14 protein-coding genes and 1 tRNA gene are annotated in these 16,008 nt (G+C 46.7%); 1 reads left to right on the top strand and 14 read right to left on the bottom strand.

All coding sequences use genetic code 11. The features are described from left to right. Positions 1 to 171: 171 nt before the first annotated feature. The 11 genes from ACYVFD_RS13255 to ACYVFD_RS13205 form a co-directional block, all read right to left on the bottom strand. On the bottom strand, positions 172 to 3,150 hold the full coding sequence (locus ACYVFD_RS13255) for a T9SS type A sorting domain-containing protein (protein WP_461090591.1): 2,979 nt from the start codon (positions 3,148 to 3,150) through the stop codon (positions 172 to 174). A 50-nt stretch (positions 3,151 to 3,200) separates the two neighbouring features. Further along, positions 3,201 to 4,208 (bottom strand): GTPase ObgE, encoded by a 1,008-nt coding sequence (gene obgE / locus ACYVFD_RS13250; protein ID WP_461090589.1) that lies wholly within the window; start codon positions 4,206 to 4,208, stop codon positions 3,201 to 3,203. An 8-nt stretch (positions 4,209 to 4,216) separates the two neighbouring features. Beyond that, positions 4,217 to 4,798 (bottom strand): adenylate kinase, encoded by a 582-nt coding sequence (locus tag ACYVFD_RS13245; protein ID WP_461090587.1) that lies wholly within the window; start codon positions 4,796 to 4,798, stop codon positions 4,217 to 4,219. A 171-nt stretch (positions 4,799 to 4,969) separates the two neighbouring features. After that, a complete protein-coding gene (locus ACYVFD_RS13240) occupies positions 4,970 to 6,742 on the bottom strand; it encodes a tetratricopeptide repeat protein (protein ID WP_461090585.1) in 1,773 nt (590 codons plus the stop codon). 86 nt (positions 6,743 to 6,828) lie between these two features. Continuing rightward, positions 6,829 to 7,758, bottom strand: coding sequence for a PstS family phosphate ABC transporter substrate-binding protein (locus tag ACYVFD_RS13235; protein ID WP_461090583.1), 930 nt, complete (start codon positions 7,756 to 7,758; stop codon positions 6,829 to 6,831). Beyond that, positions 7,751 to 7,972, bottom strand: a complete 222-nt coding sequence (locus ACYVFD_RS13230) for a hypothetical protein (protein ID WP_461090581.1) — start codon at positions 7,970 to 7,972, stop codon at positions 7,751 to 7,753. Before ACYVFD_RS13230 ends, ACYVFD_RS13235 begins: the two co-directional genes overlap by 8 nt. A 6-nt stretch (positions 7,973 to 7,978) precedes the next feature. Then, on the bottom strand, positions 7,979 to 8,803 hold the full coding sequence (locus ACYVFD_RS13225; protein WP_461090579.1) for an energy transducer TonB: 825 nt from the start codon (positions 8,801 to 8,803) through the stop codon (positions 7,979 to 7,981). A gap of 4 nt (positions 8,804 to 8,807) precedes the next feature. Then, entirely contained in the window at positions 8,808 to 9,344 is a 537-nt protein-coding gene (locus tag ACYVFD_RS13220; RefSeq protein ID WP_461090577.1) for an ExbD/TolR family protein, read from the bottom strand. Positions 9,345 to 9,399: 55 nt separating this feature from the next. After that, on the bottom strand, positions 9,400 to 10,029 hold the full coding sequence (locus ACYVFD_RS13215) for a biopolymer transporter ExbD (protein WP_461090575.1): 630 nt from the start codon (positions 10,027 to 10,029) through the stop codon (positions 9,400 to 9,402). 72 nt (positions 10,030 to 10,101) lie between these two features. Then, entirely contained in the window at positions 10,102 to 10,938 is an 837-nt protein-coding gene (locus ACYVFD_RS13210; protein ID WP_461090573.1) for a MotA/TolQ/ExbB proton channel family protein, read from the bottom strand. A gap of 543 nt (positions 10,939 to 11,481) precedes the next feature. Continuing rightward, the gene (locus tag ACYVFD_RS13205; RefSeq protein WP_461090572.1) at positions 11,482 to 11,931 is read right to left on the bottom strand and encodes a hypothetical protein; all 450 of its coding nucleotides are present in this window, start codon (positions 11,929 to 11,931) and stop codon (positions 11,482 to 11,484) included. A 262-nt stretch (positions 11,932 to 12,193) separates the two neighbouring features. Here ACYVFD_RS13205 and ACYVFD_RS13200 point away from each other — a divergent pair, with 262 nt between their 5' ends. Further along, positions 12,194 to 12,664 (top strand): cupin domain-containing protein, encoded by a 471-nt coding sequence (locus ACYVFD_RS13200; protein WP_461090570.1) that lies wholly within the window; start codon positions 12,194 to 12,196, stop codon positions 12,662 to 12,664. Between the two features lie 28 nt (positions 12,665 to 12,692). Here the strand turns inward: ACYVFD_RS13200 and ACYVFD_RS13195 are convergent, their stop codons facing one another. The 3 genes from ACYVFD_RS13195 to ACYVFD_RS13185 form a co-directional block, all read right to left on the bottom strand. Beyond that, positions 12,693 to 13,316 carry a rhodanese-like domain-containing protein gene (locus ACYVFD_RS13195; protein ID WP_461090568.1) on the bottom strand — a complete coding sequence of 208 codons (624 nt, stop codon included), beginning with the start codon at positions 13,314 to 13,316 and terminating at the stop codon, positions 12,693 to 12,695. Between the two features lie 101 nt (positions 13,317 to 13,417). Then, positions 13,418 to 13,491, bottom strand: a tRNA-Pro gene (locus ACYVFD_RS13190). 103 nt (positions 13,492 to 13,594) lie between these two features. Then, a complete protein-coding gene (locus ACYVFD_RS13185) occupies positions 13,595 to 15,997 on the bottom strand; it encodes a M1 family metallopeptidase (protein WP_461090567.1) in 2,403 nt (800 codons plus the stop codon). Positions 15,998 to 16,008: the final 11 nt, after the last annotated feature.

Raw genomic sequence — 16,008 nt, 5'->3', positions numbered from 1 at the left:
TTCAATAACTTGGACACCGTTACTGTATAAATGGATCAGTAACAAAAAGATATGCAAAAATCAGACCGCTCTTAATCAAGACAGGTATCCCTGCCGAATCAGCGCGGTTTCCCAATAAAGTGCAAAATTAAGGCTGGTAGCTATGATTAAACGGTTAAAACCAAATTAATATTACAATCCGAGGATTATTCGCTTGGCTACGTCGAAACCCGGCGACTGCACACGCAGAATATAAAGACCCGACGGCATAGCTGTTAAGGTAAGTTGTTTTCGATCATCAAAAGCTGGTACAGCAGTCTTCAGCACTACCTGACCAGTTAAGGTGTATACAGTCAGCGTAGCGTTGGTCAGGTTTTCCCGAGTCTCTATTGTTAAAACTTTATCTGGATTAGGGTTGGAATAAATGCTCAATCCCTTATCATTCGGGTCGATCGTAAATGTCAGCGGAGTTGAAGGCTGAGAGAAGCAGGTCAGTGTTCCTGAATAAACGATCGATGCACGGGCCGTATAGGTTCCGGATTCACTTGCTTTAATGGTAGACGTTTGCACCGCTAATGAATCATTGTTGTGGCGCCAGCGGAATACAGTCCCATTTGTTGAACTGATGGCTTGTAATGTGTATGTGCCGACCTGATTGAGCGTTGGAGCTGGCGGTAGCGGCCTTAACTCAACAGTTGTTGAGCCTGCCTGAGCCGATACACATCCATTTACATCCCGAACTTTAGCCGAGTACGTTCCCGCTGTGGTCCGGGTAATATTTTGCGTCGAATCGCCGGTATTCCAGAAAACGGTATACTGGCCATCTACCCGTAGCGTCACTTTATCGCCCTCACAGATGGTAGCCGACGGGCTGGCGAGGATTGTTGGTGTTGCGGGAAGAGGATTTACTTTTACCGGGATGACCGATGAATAGGGAGATAGGCAATTGTTTTCATCCCGAGCCTGCACGGCATAATTGCCTGAAGAGGTTACCTGGATTGATTTATCAGTTTGTCCACTAGACCAGACTACACCTACAGCGCTGGTTGCGTTTAATGTAACCCGGTTGCCTTCGCAAAAAGTTGTTATCCCTGCTGCCGAAACAGTGGGCGTTTGTGGTAATGGATTAACCTTAATGATCACTTCGTCCGATTGTACAGATGTACAGCCAAATTCATTGCGGGTGCGCACCGAGAAGGTGCCCGATTGATTCAATGTAATACTTTGAGTAGTTTGACCGCTAGTCCACTGGTAAGCTACATTCTGAGGAGCCGTTAAGGTGACGTTGCGATCAGCGCAGAAAAGAGTGGGCCCATTGGCCGAAATGACTGGCTTTGCAGGAACGGGGTTGGCTGTTACAACAATGGTATTCGATTGAGCCGATGTACAACCATTCTGATCGGTAACGGTCAGAAAATAGGAGCCCGAAGCCTCAACATTAACCACTTTATTGTTCTGACCATCGCTCCAGTTATATTGAACATTGTCACTGCTGGCACGGAGAGCTGTGTTATCGCCCTGACAGAAGGTTGTTGGCTTATCGTTGGTAATGGTGGGTGTAGCGGGCAATGGATTAACCGTTACGTTCAGTGCGTTTGAGGAAAATTCGCAACCACTAACATCCTTGTAACGGACGTAATAAATACCCGCTGAGTTTGTGGAGAAACCTCTTGATGTACTTACCGTGCTGTTATTTTGCTGATTGATCCAGGTTACATTATCGTAATTGGTGGTCAGAGCAAGGCTGCTACCGATACATACTGAAGGCGGACGATTGTCGACTACCAAAGCAACTGGGGCATCTGAAACCCGAATTTGACCTGAATAAAACGTGTTGCCTTTCGCATCTTTTACCTTAGCCCGGTACGTGCCAGCGCCTTTTGTAATCGAACTGCCTGATTCGCCCGACTCCCACTGCACGGTTGAATAACCTCCATTGACGGTCAATTTTAAATTATTATTGCTGGCACACTCTACACTAACAGTTGGTGCTAAAGCAGGACTTATTGGAGTGGATCCCTGGAAAAATGCATCCGTTAAACTCCCATTCCATGCATCGGCCACTTCGACAAGCCCGTTATAATCAAAGTGTACACCATCTGGGTCGTTTAAAGGGGGGCGCGTGCGAGGTACCTGAATGCCATCAGTATTAGGTCCGGCAAATACGTTCGATACTGTACTAATAACCTGGTTCTGACCCGCTATTATTTGCGAATCAACGCCACCGATGAAATCGCCGTAGCTAGCCCGGGCTACCATCCACGACATATTCTGACCAAAGTCCTGGCGAGCCTGATTAATGACAAACTGCAAGTCACTGGCATAAGAAGCTGCACTCGTGTTGATCAGGTTATCAGCCTCTCCCTGATGCCATAGTACGGCACGTACGCCAAGCATATTGGCATAGAACTGAAGCGATAGCTTTAGATTAATATACGGTTGCCGGTTACCATAGGGGCCTCCACTATAAACGCTGTAAGCGATACCGCCCTCGGGAGCACTTTCGCGCCAGTTTCGAACGGCCGTTCCTGTAAACGCTCCATTAAAGAACATGACAGGAACATTCAGGCGTTTTACCAGAAGATCGCCTAACTGTCCCCAGCACCAGCTTCCCATCCCTCTGGGAGCGATTGAAAATCCAGCCGTATTATTATCTAGTAAGGTGAATACTGGCGTAGGAGGGTCGTTCGGAAAACCATCGCCGGGATATTGGTAATTCACGCAGTTGACCCGGTCGTTTTGGGGGTTTGGGGCACTTTGATGGACACCCTGTGCATTCGATTGACCCGCAATAACAAATACCTCGCCAACGCCAACTCGTTCAACGGTCGTTACATTACCGACCTGCTGGTCGTTGTTCATGCCACGAACCTCAAGATTATACCAGCCACCTTTTCCTTTCAGGTCGCCTGCAAATACGCCACCAGTTGGGTTATTCTGAATGGTGGCCCAGTCGGTTGAAGTTCCCTGACCATCGCGGGCTTGTACACGAGCTTCAATACGAGTAACCATTGAGGTATAATACCCCGTGATTCGGAAAGTAGCTTCGTTGGAAAGGTTACGTTGAAAAACCGCCCGGGTAATAGGGAATGAAACCTGAATCTGTGCGGTTGCCAGAAAAGAAAGTAATAAACAGAATGTCGTACTGAGCGTTCTGAAAATATGGTTCATAATCATTGAAAACACGACCAGTCAAGGCTTATGCATCGACTTGTATAAGTCTAAGAGGATGGATCAACGGTCGTCAGATTTTGCCAGATAATATCTTTTAACTCGTCCAGCCCACGTTGGCTAACCGATGAAATAAATGCAACAGGTATTTTCTTAGGTAAATGCTCCTTGATGCCTGCTAACGTGTCAGCATCGACCAAATCAATCTTGGTAATGGCCAGTAAACGGGTTTTATCCATTAGTTCTGGATTAAACTCGCGTAGCTCATTGAGCAGTGTATTATATTCCTTTCTAATATCGTCAGAGGTTGCCGGAATAAGAAATAGCAACACCGAATTTCGTTCGATATGACGTAAAAAGCGAAGCCCCAGACCTTTACCCTGCGATGCGCCTTCTATTATGCCCGGAATATCGGCCATTACAAACGACTTGAAATCTCTATAGGCAACGACCCCCAAATTAGGGACAAGGGTTGTAAATGGGTAATCGGCTATTTCGGGCCGGGCTGCTGATAGAACCGATAGTAACGTTGATTTCCCGGCATTTGGAAAGCCAACTAACCCTACATCAGCCAATAACTTAAGCTCCAGAATAACCCATTCGTCTACGCCGGGTTCACCCGGTTGGGCATAGTAAGGAGCCTGTTGAGTCGACGATTTATAGTGATCATTGCCCAGACCACCGCGACCACCTGGGAACAGAATAATTTCCTGCTGGTCTTCTGTAATCTCCGCTAGTTTTTCACCAGAATCAGGATGCCTGGCAATGGTACCAAGTGGCACTTCCAGAATGACATCTTCGCCCTGGGCACCACTTCGTCGACCACCTTCCCCAGCTACGCCATTACCTGCTTTGACGTGTTTCCGGTATTTCAGGTGCAGGAGTGTCCAGAGCTGTGCATTGCCACGTAAAATAATATGCCCACCACGACCGCCATCACCACCATCAGGCCCGCCCTTAGGGGTGTGCTTTTCCCGACGGAAATGGACTGATCCAGCTCCGCCAGCACCTGACCGACAATTTATTTTTACGTAATCAATAAAATTTGACGAAGCCATAAATCTCTCTACCGCACTACCGACTCTTCAATTTTTTGGCAGATAGTCTGGAAAATATCCTCAATACTACCAATGCCGTCGATGGCTACGTATTTTTCCTGTTGATTATAATAGTCAGCTACTGGAGCTGTTTTGTCATTGTACTCTTTGACACGCCGACGAATCAGCTCTTCGTTCTGATCGTCGGGGCGACCGGACGTTTGGCCGCGTAACAATAGCCGTCGTGTCAACTCTTCACTGTCGACAACCAGGGCTACCATGACCGTAATGCGGGTTTGGTGCTGATCGAGCAGTTGATCAAGGGCAATGGCCTGATTCACGGTACGGGGAAATCCGTCGAAAATAAACCCAGGAGCCGATTGATTTTCCTGTAGTTTACTTTCAATCATACCAATTACGACTTCATCGGGCACCAATAAGCCGTTGTCCATTAATTGTTTGGCTCGTAAACCGAGTTCTGTACCTGCCGCAATCTGTGATCGAAGCAAATCGCCTGTTGAGAGGTGAACCAGGTTGTATTTTTGAATTAACTTTTCGCTTTGGGTACCTTTCCCTGCTCCCGGCGGGCCAAACAGTACAAGATTAAGCATACGGCTCTTTAAAGGGGTGTCGTTTTTAGACAAAAAAATTGCGCCCGCAAAGTTACAATTGCCCCGGAAAAATAATAGTGATATTCCTTGATAGTCATGCTTTTCTAGTATCAAAATAAAAAAGCGCAGGTTTCAAACCTACGCTTTTTTATTCTATTGTCTAAAATCAGCTTATTTACCGGCTACTTTCTTCTTCACAGGAGCCGCTTTAGGAGCGGGCTTCGTTGGGGCTGCCGGAGCAGGTTTTGGTTCTTCCATCGCTTTCTTCACGCTTTCGTCGTTCGGATCGAGCTCAAGCACTTTATTGAAGTACTCTTTTGCTTTGGCATCATCCTTTTTCAGTAAGCTAAAGCCAGCCAAAGATTTATACGATGTAATCAGATACCGCTTATAATCCGTTTTATCGGTTGCATCTGGAGTAGTTGCCTGCTCAATAAATTTCTCATAAAGAGGAGTAGCTAATTCTGCTCCTTTTAATTTGTCGTTCGCATAAGCATAATAATTAGCTCCAGCGCGATAATAATAAGCCAAAGGATATTTTTTACCATCCGCTTCAATCTTTTGCGCCATCGTTGTAAAGGCTGAATCAGCTTTCAGATAATACATCTGTTTTACCTGACGAATCTGTGCTGTATCCATTGGAGCAGCGGTGCTATCACGACCTACACGTGGGGCATATTGGTAGCTAGCCAATCCTAACCACAGATAATCATTGTTTTGTGGTTTTTTGTCCGTCTGGATTGTCTTGGTATAGTATGAAGCAGCTTTATCGTATTTCTTGTTATCGTAGAAAGCCTTTGCGATTTCACGATACAAGTTTTCAGTAGTATCCATTGGTGCTGCTTTTTCAAGATTAGCAATACCTAAGGAATCTCCTTCGGGCGTATTCAATTGAAGATTTGCCCGGCCTAAAAACTTATAATCGTCCACCATCACTTTCTGAGGGGCAGCCGTAATAAACTTATTCAACGATTGAATTGCTTCCTGATTTTTGCCCAGTGCGGTATAGGCCCAACCATACATCCGGTCGATGATCGGGTTGTTGATTTTGCCTTTTTGTTGGTCCAGGTAAGCAATAGCGCCTGGATAGTCTTCGGCCAGGAATCTGTAACGAGCTACGTCCAGTAATTTTTCAGGGTCGGTGGTGCCACTCTTCTGAACGTAAAGTTCATAGTTTTGAGCTGCACTTTTATAAGCCCGCGAGTTAGCTAACGCGTCGGCATAAGCCAGATACGTTGGCGCGAACTCTGGATCGTTTTGAATCGCCAACTTGAAATAATCCTGAGCCTTAGTGTAGTTTTTACCACGAAGGTATAACCGACCAATTTTATAGTTTGCTTCGGCCAGGTTCGGCGTAATGGTCATTGCATTTTCATACTTGGTGATCGCATTACCGCCATCGTTTTTCAGGAAGTAAGCATCACCCAGTAGCATTTCGATCTCAGCATTTTCATTCTTCTTGTCCTTTTCATCGGCAAGCGTCAGCAAACGGAGAGCTTCAGCAGGGTTATTTTTCTTTGGATCTTCGAAAAGGGTATACATTTCGCCACCGCGAATCAACACATTCTGATCTTTGCTTTTGGTTGCTGCAACAGCATTATCGATCAGGGTTTTAGCGGCTGGGCCATCTCCCTTAGAGAGAGCCACACCAGCTAAGCCAATATTGTTTAACTGATTTTTGGCATCAGCCGCTGCGCCTTTTTCGAAAGCTGCTTTAGCCTTATCGGCTTGACCGCTCCGAAGATAGTAATAGCCTAAATAAAACTGATTTTCAGCATTTGGCGAACTGCTGGCCAATTGAGTTAGCGTTTTCTCGGCTTTTGTATATCGATCAGCCTCTATGTCTTTCAACGCTGATTGGAGATCCTGCGCCACTAAAGGAGTCGTTACGGTAGCCCCAACGAACAGGATGGTCAATAGCGACTGCTTTTGGTTGTTCATCATGGATTTCAAATTGGAAATGAAAAAGGTTTGCGCTTATAAAACAAATAGCAAAACTAAAAAATTGCTGTTAAACCAAAAAAACTAAATCACTTTGTTAAGTTAATGATTCGATCATATGGCATTTTGGGCCAAAGTCCCAATTTACGAATGATTAGTGATCCAGCATCACGAGTGATATAATTTATCAATCCTCCCCCCAAGCCAGGATGAGTCTCCCGGCTTAAAATATACACAGGTCGCCGTAGTGGATACCGTTGCATACCTAAATCCTCCTGAAACGGCTGAAAGTAATCGTCCCGGCCCGTTGGGTTGGGTTTAGACGATACACCCATTACCCGTAAATCACGCGCTAACTCAACGGAGAGGGGTTCGTCGCTGTCACTAATCCAGTTCACACCAATAAAGCCCAATGCCGATGGATTTTTACGAACAAAATCAATCACTTCACGATTTGAGTGGGTAGTGAAAATTCGTAGATTCTTAACGTCTTTGACATTAAAAGTGTTTAATACAAACTCCAAATTACTGGAATTATTGTTATCAAAGACTAAAGTTATTGGCGCTGTCTGATTCCCACCTTTTAATTGAGACCATTGCTTAATCTGTCCACCGAAAACACCCTGAAGTTCATTCATGGTGATCAGGCTGTCGGTGTTCGCCTTATTAATGATCAGGGCGACGCCATCCGTTGCAATTTTTTCGGTTGTTCCTTTGATCTTCCGTTGCTTAAGTACAGCCTGTTCATTGGGCTTTAATACCCGTGTTGTAAACACAAGTCGGGCACTGTCTTTAAGCATCATATTGATGGCTTCCTGCTCAGGCTTGTATACCACTTTAAAATGGGCGTCAGGATAGATTCCTGAATAAGCAGAGGTCAACTGCATAACCAATGGCTGGAACGATTCGTCGGCAGCAATGACAATTTCACCCCTCGATGGGTTGTCCAACTGTTTATTCGTACTACATCCCAGCAGGCTCAATAGCAGCCCAATAAGCACCCAAAATCGATTAGTCATTATTCTGAAAACGTTGGTAGGCCCGATAGGCCCGAAAGGCTCCATAAATGATTAGCAGGGCACCCATACTATACCGAAGCAAGCCAGGCTCTGGTAACATGCCAAAAGACTGAGAGGAGGCTATCAGTGCGATGCCTCCTCCCAAATACGCCAGCGAAGCCAACGCTGCTATGTACAGCGTTAACTGGGCTGCACCTCTATTTTGTCTACGCATAAAAGCTTACTCCAGCGTGAAGTTGATCGGCAGGTTGTATTTCACCCGTACCGGCCGACCTGATTGCTTACCAGGACGCCACTTCGGCATGGTTTTTACTACGCGCTGAGCTTCTTCATCCGTACCGAAACCAAGGCCTTTCAGAACTTGTACGTCCTGAATACTACCATCCGTATTCACAACGAAGCTTACGAATACCCGACCCGATATGTTGGCCCGCTGCGCAGCAGCAGGATACCGGAGCGTTTTGCCCAGGTACTGACCGAGTGCGGCCATACCTCCTGGGAATTCAGGCTGCTGTTCTACCACCGTAAAGATTTCTTCTTCTTTCGGAGCAGCTTCTACAGCAACCTCTACCTTCGTTGGAGCAGCCGTCGCTTCAGGAGCAGCAATAACCTCTTCGGCATTGGGGTCACCTTCCTGCGTTTTTTCAGCTGCTACTGCTTCTTTCAGCTCTTCAACGGCTGGTGGTGGCGTTTCTTCAGGTACTTCTTCATCCGGCTTTACTTCCGGTGGAAGGAACTTCACCGTGTTCACCTTCGGTAGTTCAACCGGCGGTGGCGGTGGCGGTGGCGGCTCATTGGGGTCAATTGGTGGTGGTGGGAGCTTCATCAGGTCCACCTCTACCATTGCCTCCTCTTTTTTCTCCGGCGTCAAGGCACTGATAATCGATGGAGAAAGTACACCCAGTGTAAACAGGAAACCACCAATAACGAGGGCACGGGTTACAGTTTTAGGGTACGTTTTCCGAAGATCGTAAGCACCATACGATTTGTTCCGGTGGGCAAACACGATATCATCAAGTGTTGCCTTTGGGTCTATTTCTGCCATGGTGTTATGCGTCTATTTTAGCCTTATCCTTGAGAAGTTTTTTCTCATCAGGGGTTAACTGATCCACAAGTGCGTATCGTTTGGTTTTAGTAATGGCCATTTCGTCCAGTACATCAACCATATTTTTGTAGGTTGATTCTTTGGTTGGCTTCACCACCACAACAAACTTATCGGCTGGAACTTTGCGGGCATTCTCCTGAATTGCCTGCCGGAATTCGTAGCCGTAGCCGACGGTCTTTACTTCTGGGTCTTCATTAGCCGCCTTACCAAAGATGTAATGCGCCTTATTGTCTTTACCCAGGAAGATCGTCATAACGTTGGAGGCCTTAATAGGCTCCGTCTCTTCTGTTTTTGTTTTATCTGGCACGTTGAGCGTCATCGAAGATGGTTTGCTCAGGGTGGTAGCCAAAATGAAGAAGGTAATCAGTAGGAACCCCAGGTCCACCATGGGCGTCATATCGACGCGGGTTGATGCTTTCTTGGAGCGTACCTTACCACCATCATGTTTACCACCACCACCGCCAGTGTTAATTTCTGCCATGTTTTCTTAACAGATTCGCGTGAGGAAAAATCAATTCGGTTGCAATCACTGCACGTTAGTCATCTGCCTTCCAACCCGCCGGTGGTGCTTCCGTACCAGTGATCAGGTTGAATTTGTTGATGTTCTGTGCTTGCAGCGTAGCTAGTACGTTCTTGAATTCGGGGAATTTAGCGAGGTTATCGCCTTTCAACGCGATTCGAAGATCGTTGTTAGCCTTACGAGCGTTAAACACCCAGTCTTTTAGTTCATTGGCAGCACCAGCTCCTGTCGAATCTGTAGGAATACCAGGCTGTTTGACTTTTCCCTGCTGCTCATGCGACAGGCTAAGGAACTGCTTTAACTGAGCGATTGGCATACCGAAGTTCGACATTAAGGCGAACTCTTTCTGCTCTTTTGGTGAAAAGGTAATGCCTTTTGCCTGGGCAATGTTATCCAGCATAGCAATGCGGTGCTGCTGGTTATCGATGCCAAAGTAGACTTTACCGTCTCTGCCAAGACCAATGGTCATAATGTCCTTATCGGGGACTTTAATGCCAGAGATTGACGATGGTGTTTCGATTGCTGCGGCATCCTGCGCCCGGAATTGGGCCGTCAGAATGAAGAACGTCAGCAACAGGAATGCCACGTCGCACATGGCGGTCATATCGACCGCCGAACTGGCACGTTTTACTTTAACTGCTGGCATGAGTTGTTCTGTTTCTACCTGCTTGGTTTGTCCATGCAGATGGGTTAATTACATCAACTACACTGGTACGACTTAGTAGTGAGCTGCAAAGTTCTGCTGGATGCTCAGACCGATTTCGTCGATGTTGTAGGTCAACACGTCGATACGGCTGGTGAAGTAGCTATACATGATCGTAGCGATAGCAGCCGTACCGATACCCAGAGCCGTGTTTACCAGAGCTTCAGAGATACCCGTCGAAAGAGCGGCTGTGTCAGGCTGGCCCGTTGCACCCATGGCAGCGAAGGCCCGAATCATCCCAAGTACCGTTCCGAGCAGGGCGATCAGCGTAGAAACCGAAGCCAGCGTAGCAATGATCGTCAGGTTCTTTTCCAGCATTGGCAGTTCCAGCGTCGTAGCTTCTTCAACTTCTTTTTGCAGAGCAACTAACTTTTGTTCTTTGTTCAGCTCCGTATCGGTAGCTAATTGCTGGTACTTCAGCAGGGCCGTTTTCACCACATTACCGATAGAACCTTTTTGACGATCACACTCCTGAATAGCGGCAGCCACTTCATTCCGGTCAAGCTGGCCTTTAATTTTCCGAACGAAATCATCAATTGAACCTGAACCATTCGCACGTCCGATTGTGATGAAGCGCTCAATCGAGAACACCAATACGGTCAGGAAGCAAGTGAACAGAATAGGTACAATAAATCCTCCCTTATACACGGTACCGAAGTAGTCGCCAGGTAGGGGTTCTTTGGTATTGTCGCCTTCCTGGAAGTGACTGCCATCACCGAAGACGAACATATACGTCAGGATACCGATGATCAGCAGAACCGGAAGGACGAACGCAGGGTTCAGACCGCCCGATGACTTCTTTTTTGGGGCTGGTGCTTTAGCGGGTGCTGGAGAGGGAGTTTGTGTTTTCATTTGAACTGGACTGTAGGGTTAAAATTTAAAAGTTGGTTTACCCGGTAAAAAAAGTGAAAAATTTAGACTCTTTCGGTTTGATCAGCTAAAAATTTAGCAGAAATACCGTCGAACCTCCACAAAAATAGGTGTTTTCTGTTAAAAACCACACAACGCTTTTGGTCAAATGTTTCACTTTTATTGTAATCCACCAATAAATACTTGGATATATTTGACTTGATGATCCTGTTAATCAGGGGTTAATACAGCGGATAAATCCTAAACCTGGACTTTTGCCTCCAAAACTCTCTCTCAATAAGCTAGTTGAGCCTGATCATTATGGAGGATCGTAGATTATGAAAAAATTGTTAAGCTTGTCCATATCAGTTGAAATGACTGTGTTCTGCACCTTTTTAAGGATAGATGCGTCGATAACAGCAATTCCATAAAGACAGCAAAATTTTTTTTAATGGACAGAAAGAACAAGCTATGAACAGCCTGTCGGACCAATCAGTTTAATACGAATGAATAATTGATGCTTTATTGGTGAATGTGCGCAGGCAGCTAAGGTACTAAGTAGGCAAGGTCCGAAGCGCCAACCGTTTTGGCTAACTTCTTAACAACGCCATCCAACGCCATAAACCCGCTTTTTTCAAGCCCACCCGTAGACCCCTTGTAAATTAAGGGCGCATTTCGGTATTGATAACCGAGCATATCGGCATTCCCCTGGCCATTAAATACCGCTTTATTGCCATCAACCCGAACAAAAACACGTATTGAAATCTCATTGCCCATGTTTTTGTATTCGGTCAAAGCAAAGCCTTTGTTTTTGTCCAGCTGCTCAATGAAGAACCCAGTTGACTCAAGGCGGAAGGCAATCATATCGACCAGTGCTGAGTCAGACAAAGTACTGGTGAATTCAATTCGATTGGCACCCTTAGGGATGTCTGCTTTTTGGGAATAACCAGTACTGGCTAACGAGAGAAAGATGAGGATGTACAGGCAACGTTTCATGATCGACTAGATTTCCAGCAAATATAACTTTTGGGTTGTCTCACGTTGGCTATGCATCGCTAAGTCTAACTCTTTTTACTAAGGACAATGCCAGTCTATGTGGCTTTTTCAAGCGATGCGTATTAGCCAGCTCATGTTAATAATTCCTCAATTAGAAACGGAAATATTCCGTTTTAGAGGATTCTCAACTGGTTGAAATAGCTTCGAGTGACAATTTTGTTCCGTTACGACTGTAACACATAACAACTGTAAACACAATACAATGGAACAAATAGCAGTCACTCAGTCAAACTCGCTCCGTGCTTATAATGGCGGTTTTTTACGTGTCCTGATCTCGCCCGAACAGACTGGCGGAAGCTTCGCTCTCCTAGACATTACATTGCCAAAGGGGAGTGAACCTCCTCGTCATACACACACTCGAGAGGATGAGACCTTTTATTTGCTTGAAGGTAGCGTTCGATTCGATATAGGAGAACAGTCCCTGATTGGCCAGCCTGGACAAGCTATTTTTGCTCCCCGTAACATCGAGCACCAGTTTAGCATTCTATCTGAGCATGCCCGAATCGTAACGCTATTGACACCCGGTGATTTCGCTAATTACTTTGTCGAGTTCAGTCAACCCATTCCGGAAGTGCCTACGGTTTTACAGGCTCCTCAAGGCCCCCCGCCGACGGAGATGCTAGCTCACTTACTTGCTCGTTTATCGGGAGGGTATGGTGTGCAGTTTGCCTAAGTTTTAGTTTCGGCTATAAACCATCGGGTTACTTAATCAATAATGCATTACCCATTGGCAAATTACCGACCGATTCGGCCCAGGTGGACATGCCACCGGTCATGTTTTTAACGTTGGTAAACCCATGCTCTGTGAGTATATGACTGGCTCGTGGACTTCGGTGGCTATGTGAGCAATACACGATAATTTCCTTATGCTTAACCGATTCGAGTTCCGCCAGGCGGTTCTCCAATTGCTGAATCGGAATGTTTATTGCGTTCTTTAACCGGCCAAACTTTTCAGCTGCCTGTCCTTCAAACTCCTGAGGGGTGCGCACATCTAGCAGGATTACGCCAGGTCGTTCAGTAACAGTCTTACACACTTCAATGGGAGAGATATTCTGGAATACGACGTTTTTCTTTAACACCAGACGCATCCCGCAGTGAGGACAGGTGCCTGCTTGGTAGAAAACTTCGTGATCACAGTCTGAGCCGCAGGGTAAACAGACATATTCCTGCTTCTGTTTAGGCGACGTGGACTGGCCAAAGATCTGCGCATAACTACCAAACAGGATCAAAAGGCAATAGGATACATTCCTGATCGATAGCCAAGCCAATGCTACCTTCACTTTGCCTGTAGAACCATAATGCTTACCCTTATCGATATGTTTCATATGGGCAATTGGTCTTGATTTATGCTATTGATGTGTTAAACTTTTAAAGCTTAAAAACGAAAAAGCCACCTATGATAAACATAAATGGCTTTTTCGTTTAGTCGGGAAGGCGGGATTCGAACCCACGACCTCTTGCACCCCATGCAAGCACGCTACCGGACTGCGCTACATCCCGATTGGAGCGCAAAAGTAATGGATAATGATTAATGTACAATGAATAAAGTGTTAATTCTACTGACAACTTTAGTCATTATCCATCAATCATTATCCATTTGTCGTTAATTTCTGCCAGTACCTTGCCTTGCTGGTGGTGGAGTGGTCTGCTTCTGCTGTTGCATCGGGTTAGGCCCTTGTGGTCCAAAGCCCCGTTGCTTAAACAACTGGAAACGGGTTGGTTGCGATACGCGTGGGAATGAGTTATTCTCGGTATCGATATCTGCTATTTCCTGGAAAGGGTCCAGCGTCCACTGCGTCACTTTTTTATTCGTGGCAATTACCTTTTTGACTGATACATCATTGAATCGCCAGATTTCGGCCGGGAAACGCGCTACCGAATCGGTCCCATCTTCAAACTGCATCCGGATAATGACCGGCATGGGTACCCCGCCTTTGTTCTTCAATGACAACGTATAATAGTTTGTCCCAGCGCTTTTCTCGAGCGCTGACCGTTCCGATTCGCTAAGGGTAGCCAGGTAATCCTGGTATTTCTTCTTATCGCTGTCAGTTACAGCATAAGGGTCATAGTTGTTGTAGAAATCTTTCATCGTAGAATCCTTCATTACAACCGTTTCGGCTTTGGTTGCGGCATCCCGTTGTTTGCTGATGGTGCCTGCCCGACGCATAGCCTCTTCTTTAGCGGCTGCTTTAGTTGCTACCGGATCGCCCGAGTCAACCTGAAACCAATCCACTTCGACCAGATCCTGATCAACGGGCTCGACGCCATAAAACCAACCTTTCCAGAACCAGTCCAGATCGACACCCGAAGCATCTTCCAGCGTGCGGAAGAAATCGGCTGGCTCAGGAGTTTTGAACGCCCAACGACGAGCATATTCCTTGAACGCATAATCGAACAGTTCGCGGCCCATGACCGTTTCGCGCAGGATGTTCAGGGCTGTGGCAGGTTTGGCATACGCATTCGGCCCCAGGCTGATTACGTTATCCGACGAGGTCATAATTGGCGACAGTACTGATTTATCGGATTTCATGTAGTCGGTAATGTATTGAGGCTCTCCCCGACGGCTTGGGAAATCGTAGTCCCATTCTTTTTCGGCCAGATACTGACAGAAGGTGTTCAATCCTTCGTCCATCCAGGTCCATTGCCGCTCGTCGGAGTTGACGATCATGGGGAAGAAGTTGTGACCGACTTCGTGGATGATGACGCCGATCATTCCTGCTTTGGTTTGTGCCGAATAAGTGCCATCTGCCTCTGGGCGACCACCATTAAAGGAAATCATCGGATACTCCATACCACCACCCGCTGTAGCGTGGCAGGAAATGGCTACTGGATATGGGTATTTGATGGTCCGGTTGCCGTACGACCGCAGTGTATGTTCCACTACACGAGTAGAATATTGGCCCCACAGCGGATTGCCTTCTTTGGAGTAGAACGACATGCTCCAGATTTTGTGCCCATCGCCGTATACATCGGTCTGCATGGCGTCCCAAATGAATTTGCGGCTGCTGGTGAAGGCAAAGTCACGAACGTTCTGAGCCGCAAATACCCAGGTCTTTTTTGTTTTTGTATCGCCTGGTTTTGCTTTTTCAGCGGCTTCGGCTTCGGCCTGCGTCACGATCACAACTGGTGTTTTTGAGGTAGCCGCCTGCGCCAGCCGTTTCTGCTGGGTAGCGCTCAAAACCTGCTTGTAATTCTGGCATTCGCCCGTGGCACCAATAACATGATCACTGGGAGCCGTAATGGCTACTTTATAGTTCCCGAAGATGAGCGTAAACTCGCCCTGACCCAGAAACTGCTTGTTTTGCCAGCCGGTCACATCGCTATAGGAACACAGACGGGGAAACCAGTGAGCGATGAAGTAGTTATAGTTGCCATCTTTCGGGAAAAACTCCATACCGCTCCGACCGTAGTATTCGGTAACGAAGTAGTTCCAGTCGACGTTGAACGAGTAGCTGCCGCCGGGTTTCAGAGCCGTAGGTAGATCAATCCGCATCATCGTCTGATTGATCGTGTATTTGAGAGCTGTACCCGTTTTGGCATCTTTTACGGCTGTGATTTTGTAGCCATACTTATCGGTCGCCTGTTGCTGGCTTCGCTCGCGAACCGAAGTCAGGTTTTGCAACTGGGCGAAACTCATACCGCTTTCGTTCACACCACCGGTGCGGGTAATGCTACCCGTTGAGCCTTTGGCAAACAAGTTTTGATCGAGCTGCAGCCATATGAATGGAAGTTCATCCGTCGAATTGTTGTGGTACGTAACGGTTTCCGAGCCAATAATTTTCTGATTGGCATCGTCAAGCTCGACTTTGATGTCGTAATCGGCCCGGTTTTGGAAGTAGTCTTTTCCGGGTGCACCAGCGGCCGTACGAAAGGTGTTGGGCGTAGGCAACATGGGCCCAAGTTGCTCAAAACGATTATTGGCGTTTTGTGTTGATGGGGCCGGAGCCTGGGCAAACAGCGTGGCCGACCAAAGGGTGAGCCCGACTGCTACCATTACTTTTTTCATAGTATGCTTAG

Source organism: Spirosoma gilvum, assembly GCF_054776815.1.
Note: the sequence above shows the minus strand (reverse complement) of the source record. Positions and strands in the feature narration are given on the sequence as shown.

Bases quoted from the DNA above. Each gene is read 5' to 3' on its own strand.
- ACYVFD_RS13230 (WP_461090581.1), bottom strand. From the start codon at position 7,972: ATGCGTAGACAAAATAGAGGTGCAGCCCAGTTAACGCTGTACATAGCA.
- obgE (WP_461090589.1), bottom strand. From the start codon at position 4,208: ATGGCTTCGTCAAATTTTATTGATTACGTAAAAATAAATTGTCGGTCA.
- ACYVFD_RS13185 (WP_461090567.1), bottom strand. From the start codon at position 15,997: ATGAAAAAAGTAATGGTAGCAGTCGGGCTCACCCTTTGGTCGGCCACG.
- ACYVFD_RS13255 (WP_461090591.1), bottom strand. From the start codon at position 3,150: ATGAACCATATTTTCAGAACGCTCAGTACGACATTCTGTTTATTACTT.
- ACYVFD_RS13210 (WP_461090573.1), bottom strand. From the start codon at position 10,938: ATGAAAACACAAACTCCCTCTCCAGCACCCGCTAAAGCACCAGCCCCA.
- ACYVFD_RS13225 (WP_461090579.1), bottom strand. From the start codon at position 8,803: ATGGCAGAAATAGACCCAAAGGCAACACTTGATGATATCGTGTTTGCC.
- ACYVFD_RS13220 (WP_461090577.1), bottom strand. From the start codon at position 9,344: ATGGCAGAAATTAACACTGGCGGTGGTGGTGGTAAACATGATGGTGGT.
- ACYVFD_RS13200 (WP_461090570.1), top strand. From the start codon at position 12,194: ATGGAACAAATAGCAGTCACTCAGTCAAACTCGCTCCGTGCTTATAAT.
- ACYVFD_RS13195 (WP_461090568.1), bottom strand. From the start codon at position 13,316: ATGAAACATATCGATAAGGGTAAGCATTATGGTTCTACAGGCAAAGTG.
- ACYVFD_RS13245 (WP_461090587.1), bottom strand. From the start codon at position 4,798: ATGCTTAATCTTGTACTGTTTGGCCCGCCGGGAGCAGGGAAAGGTACC.
- ACYVFD_RS13240 (WP_461090585.1), bottom strand. From the start codon at position 6,742: ATGATGAACAACCAAAAGCAGTCGCTATTGACCATCCTGTTCGTTGGG.
- ACYVFD_RS13205 (WP_461090572.1), bottom strand. From the start codon at position 11,931: ATGAAACGTTGCCTGTACATCCTCATCTTTCTCTCGTTAGCCAGTACT.
- ACYVFD_RS13235 (WP_461090583.1), bottom strand. From the start codon at position 7,758: ATGACTAATCGATTTTGGGTGCTTATTGGGCTGCTATTGAGCCTGCTG.
- ACYVFD_RS13215 (WP_461090575.1), bottom strand. From the start codon at position 10,029: ATGCCAGCAGTTAAAGTAAAACGTGCCAGTTCGGCGGTCGATATGACC.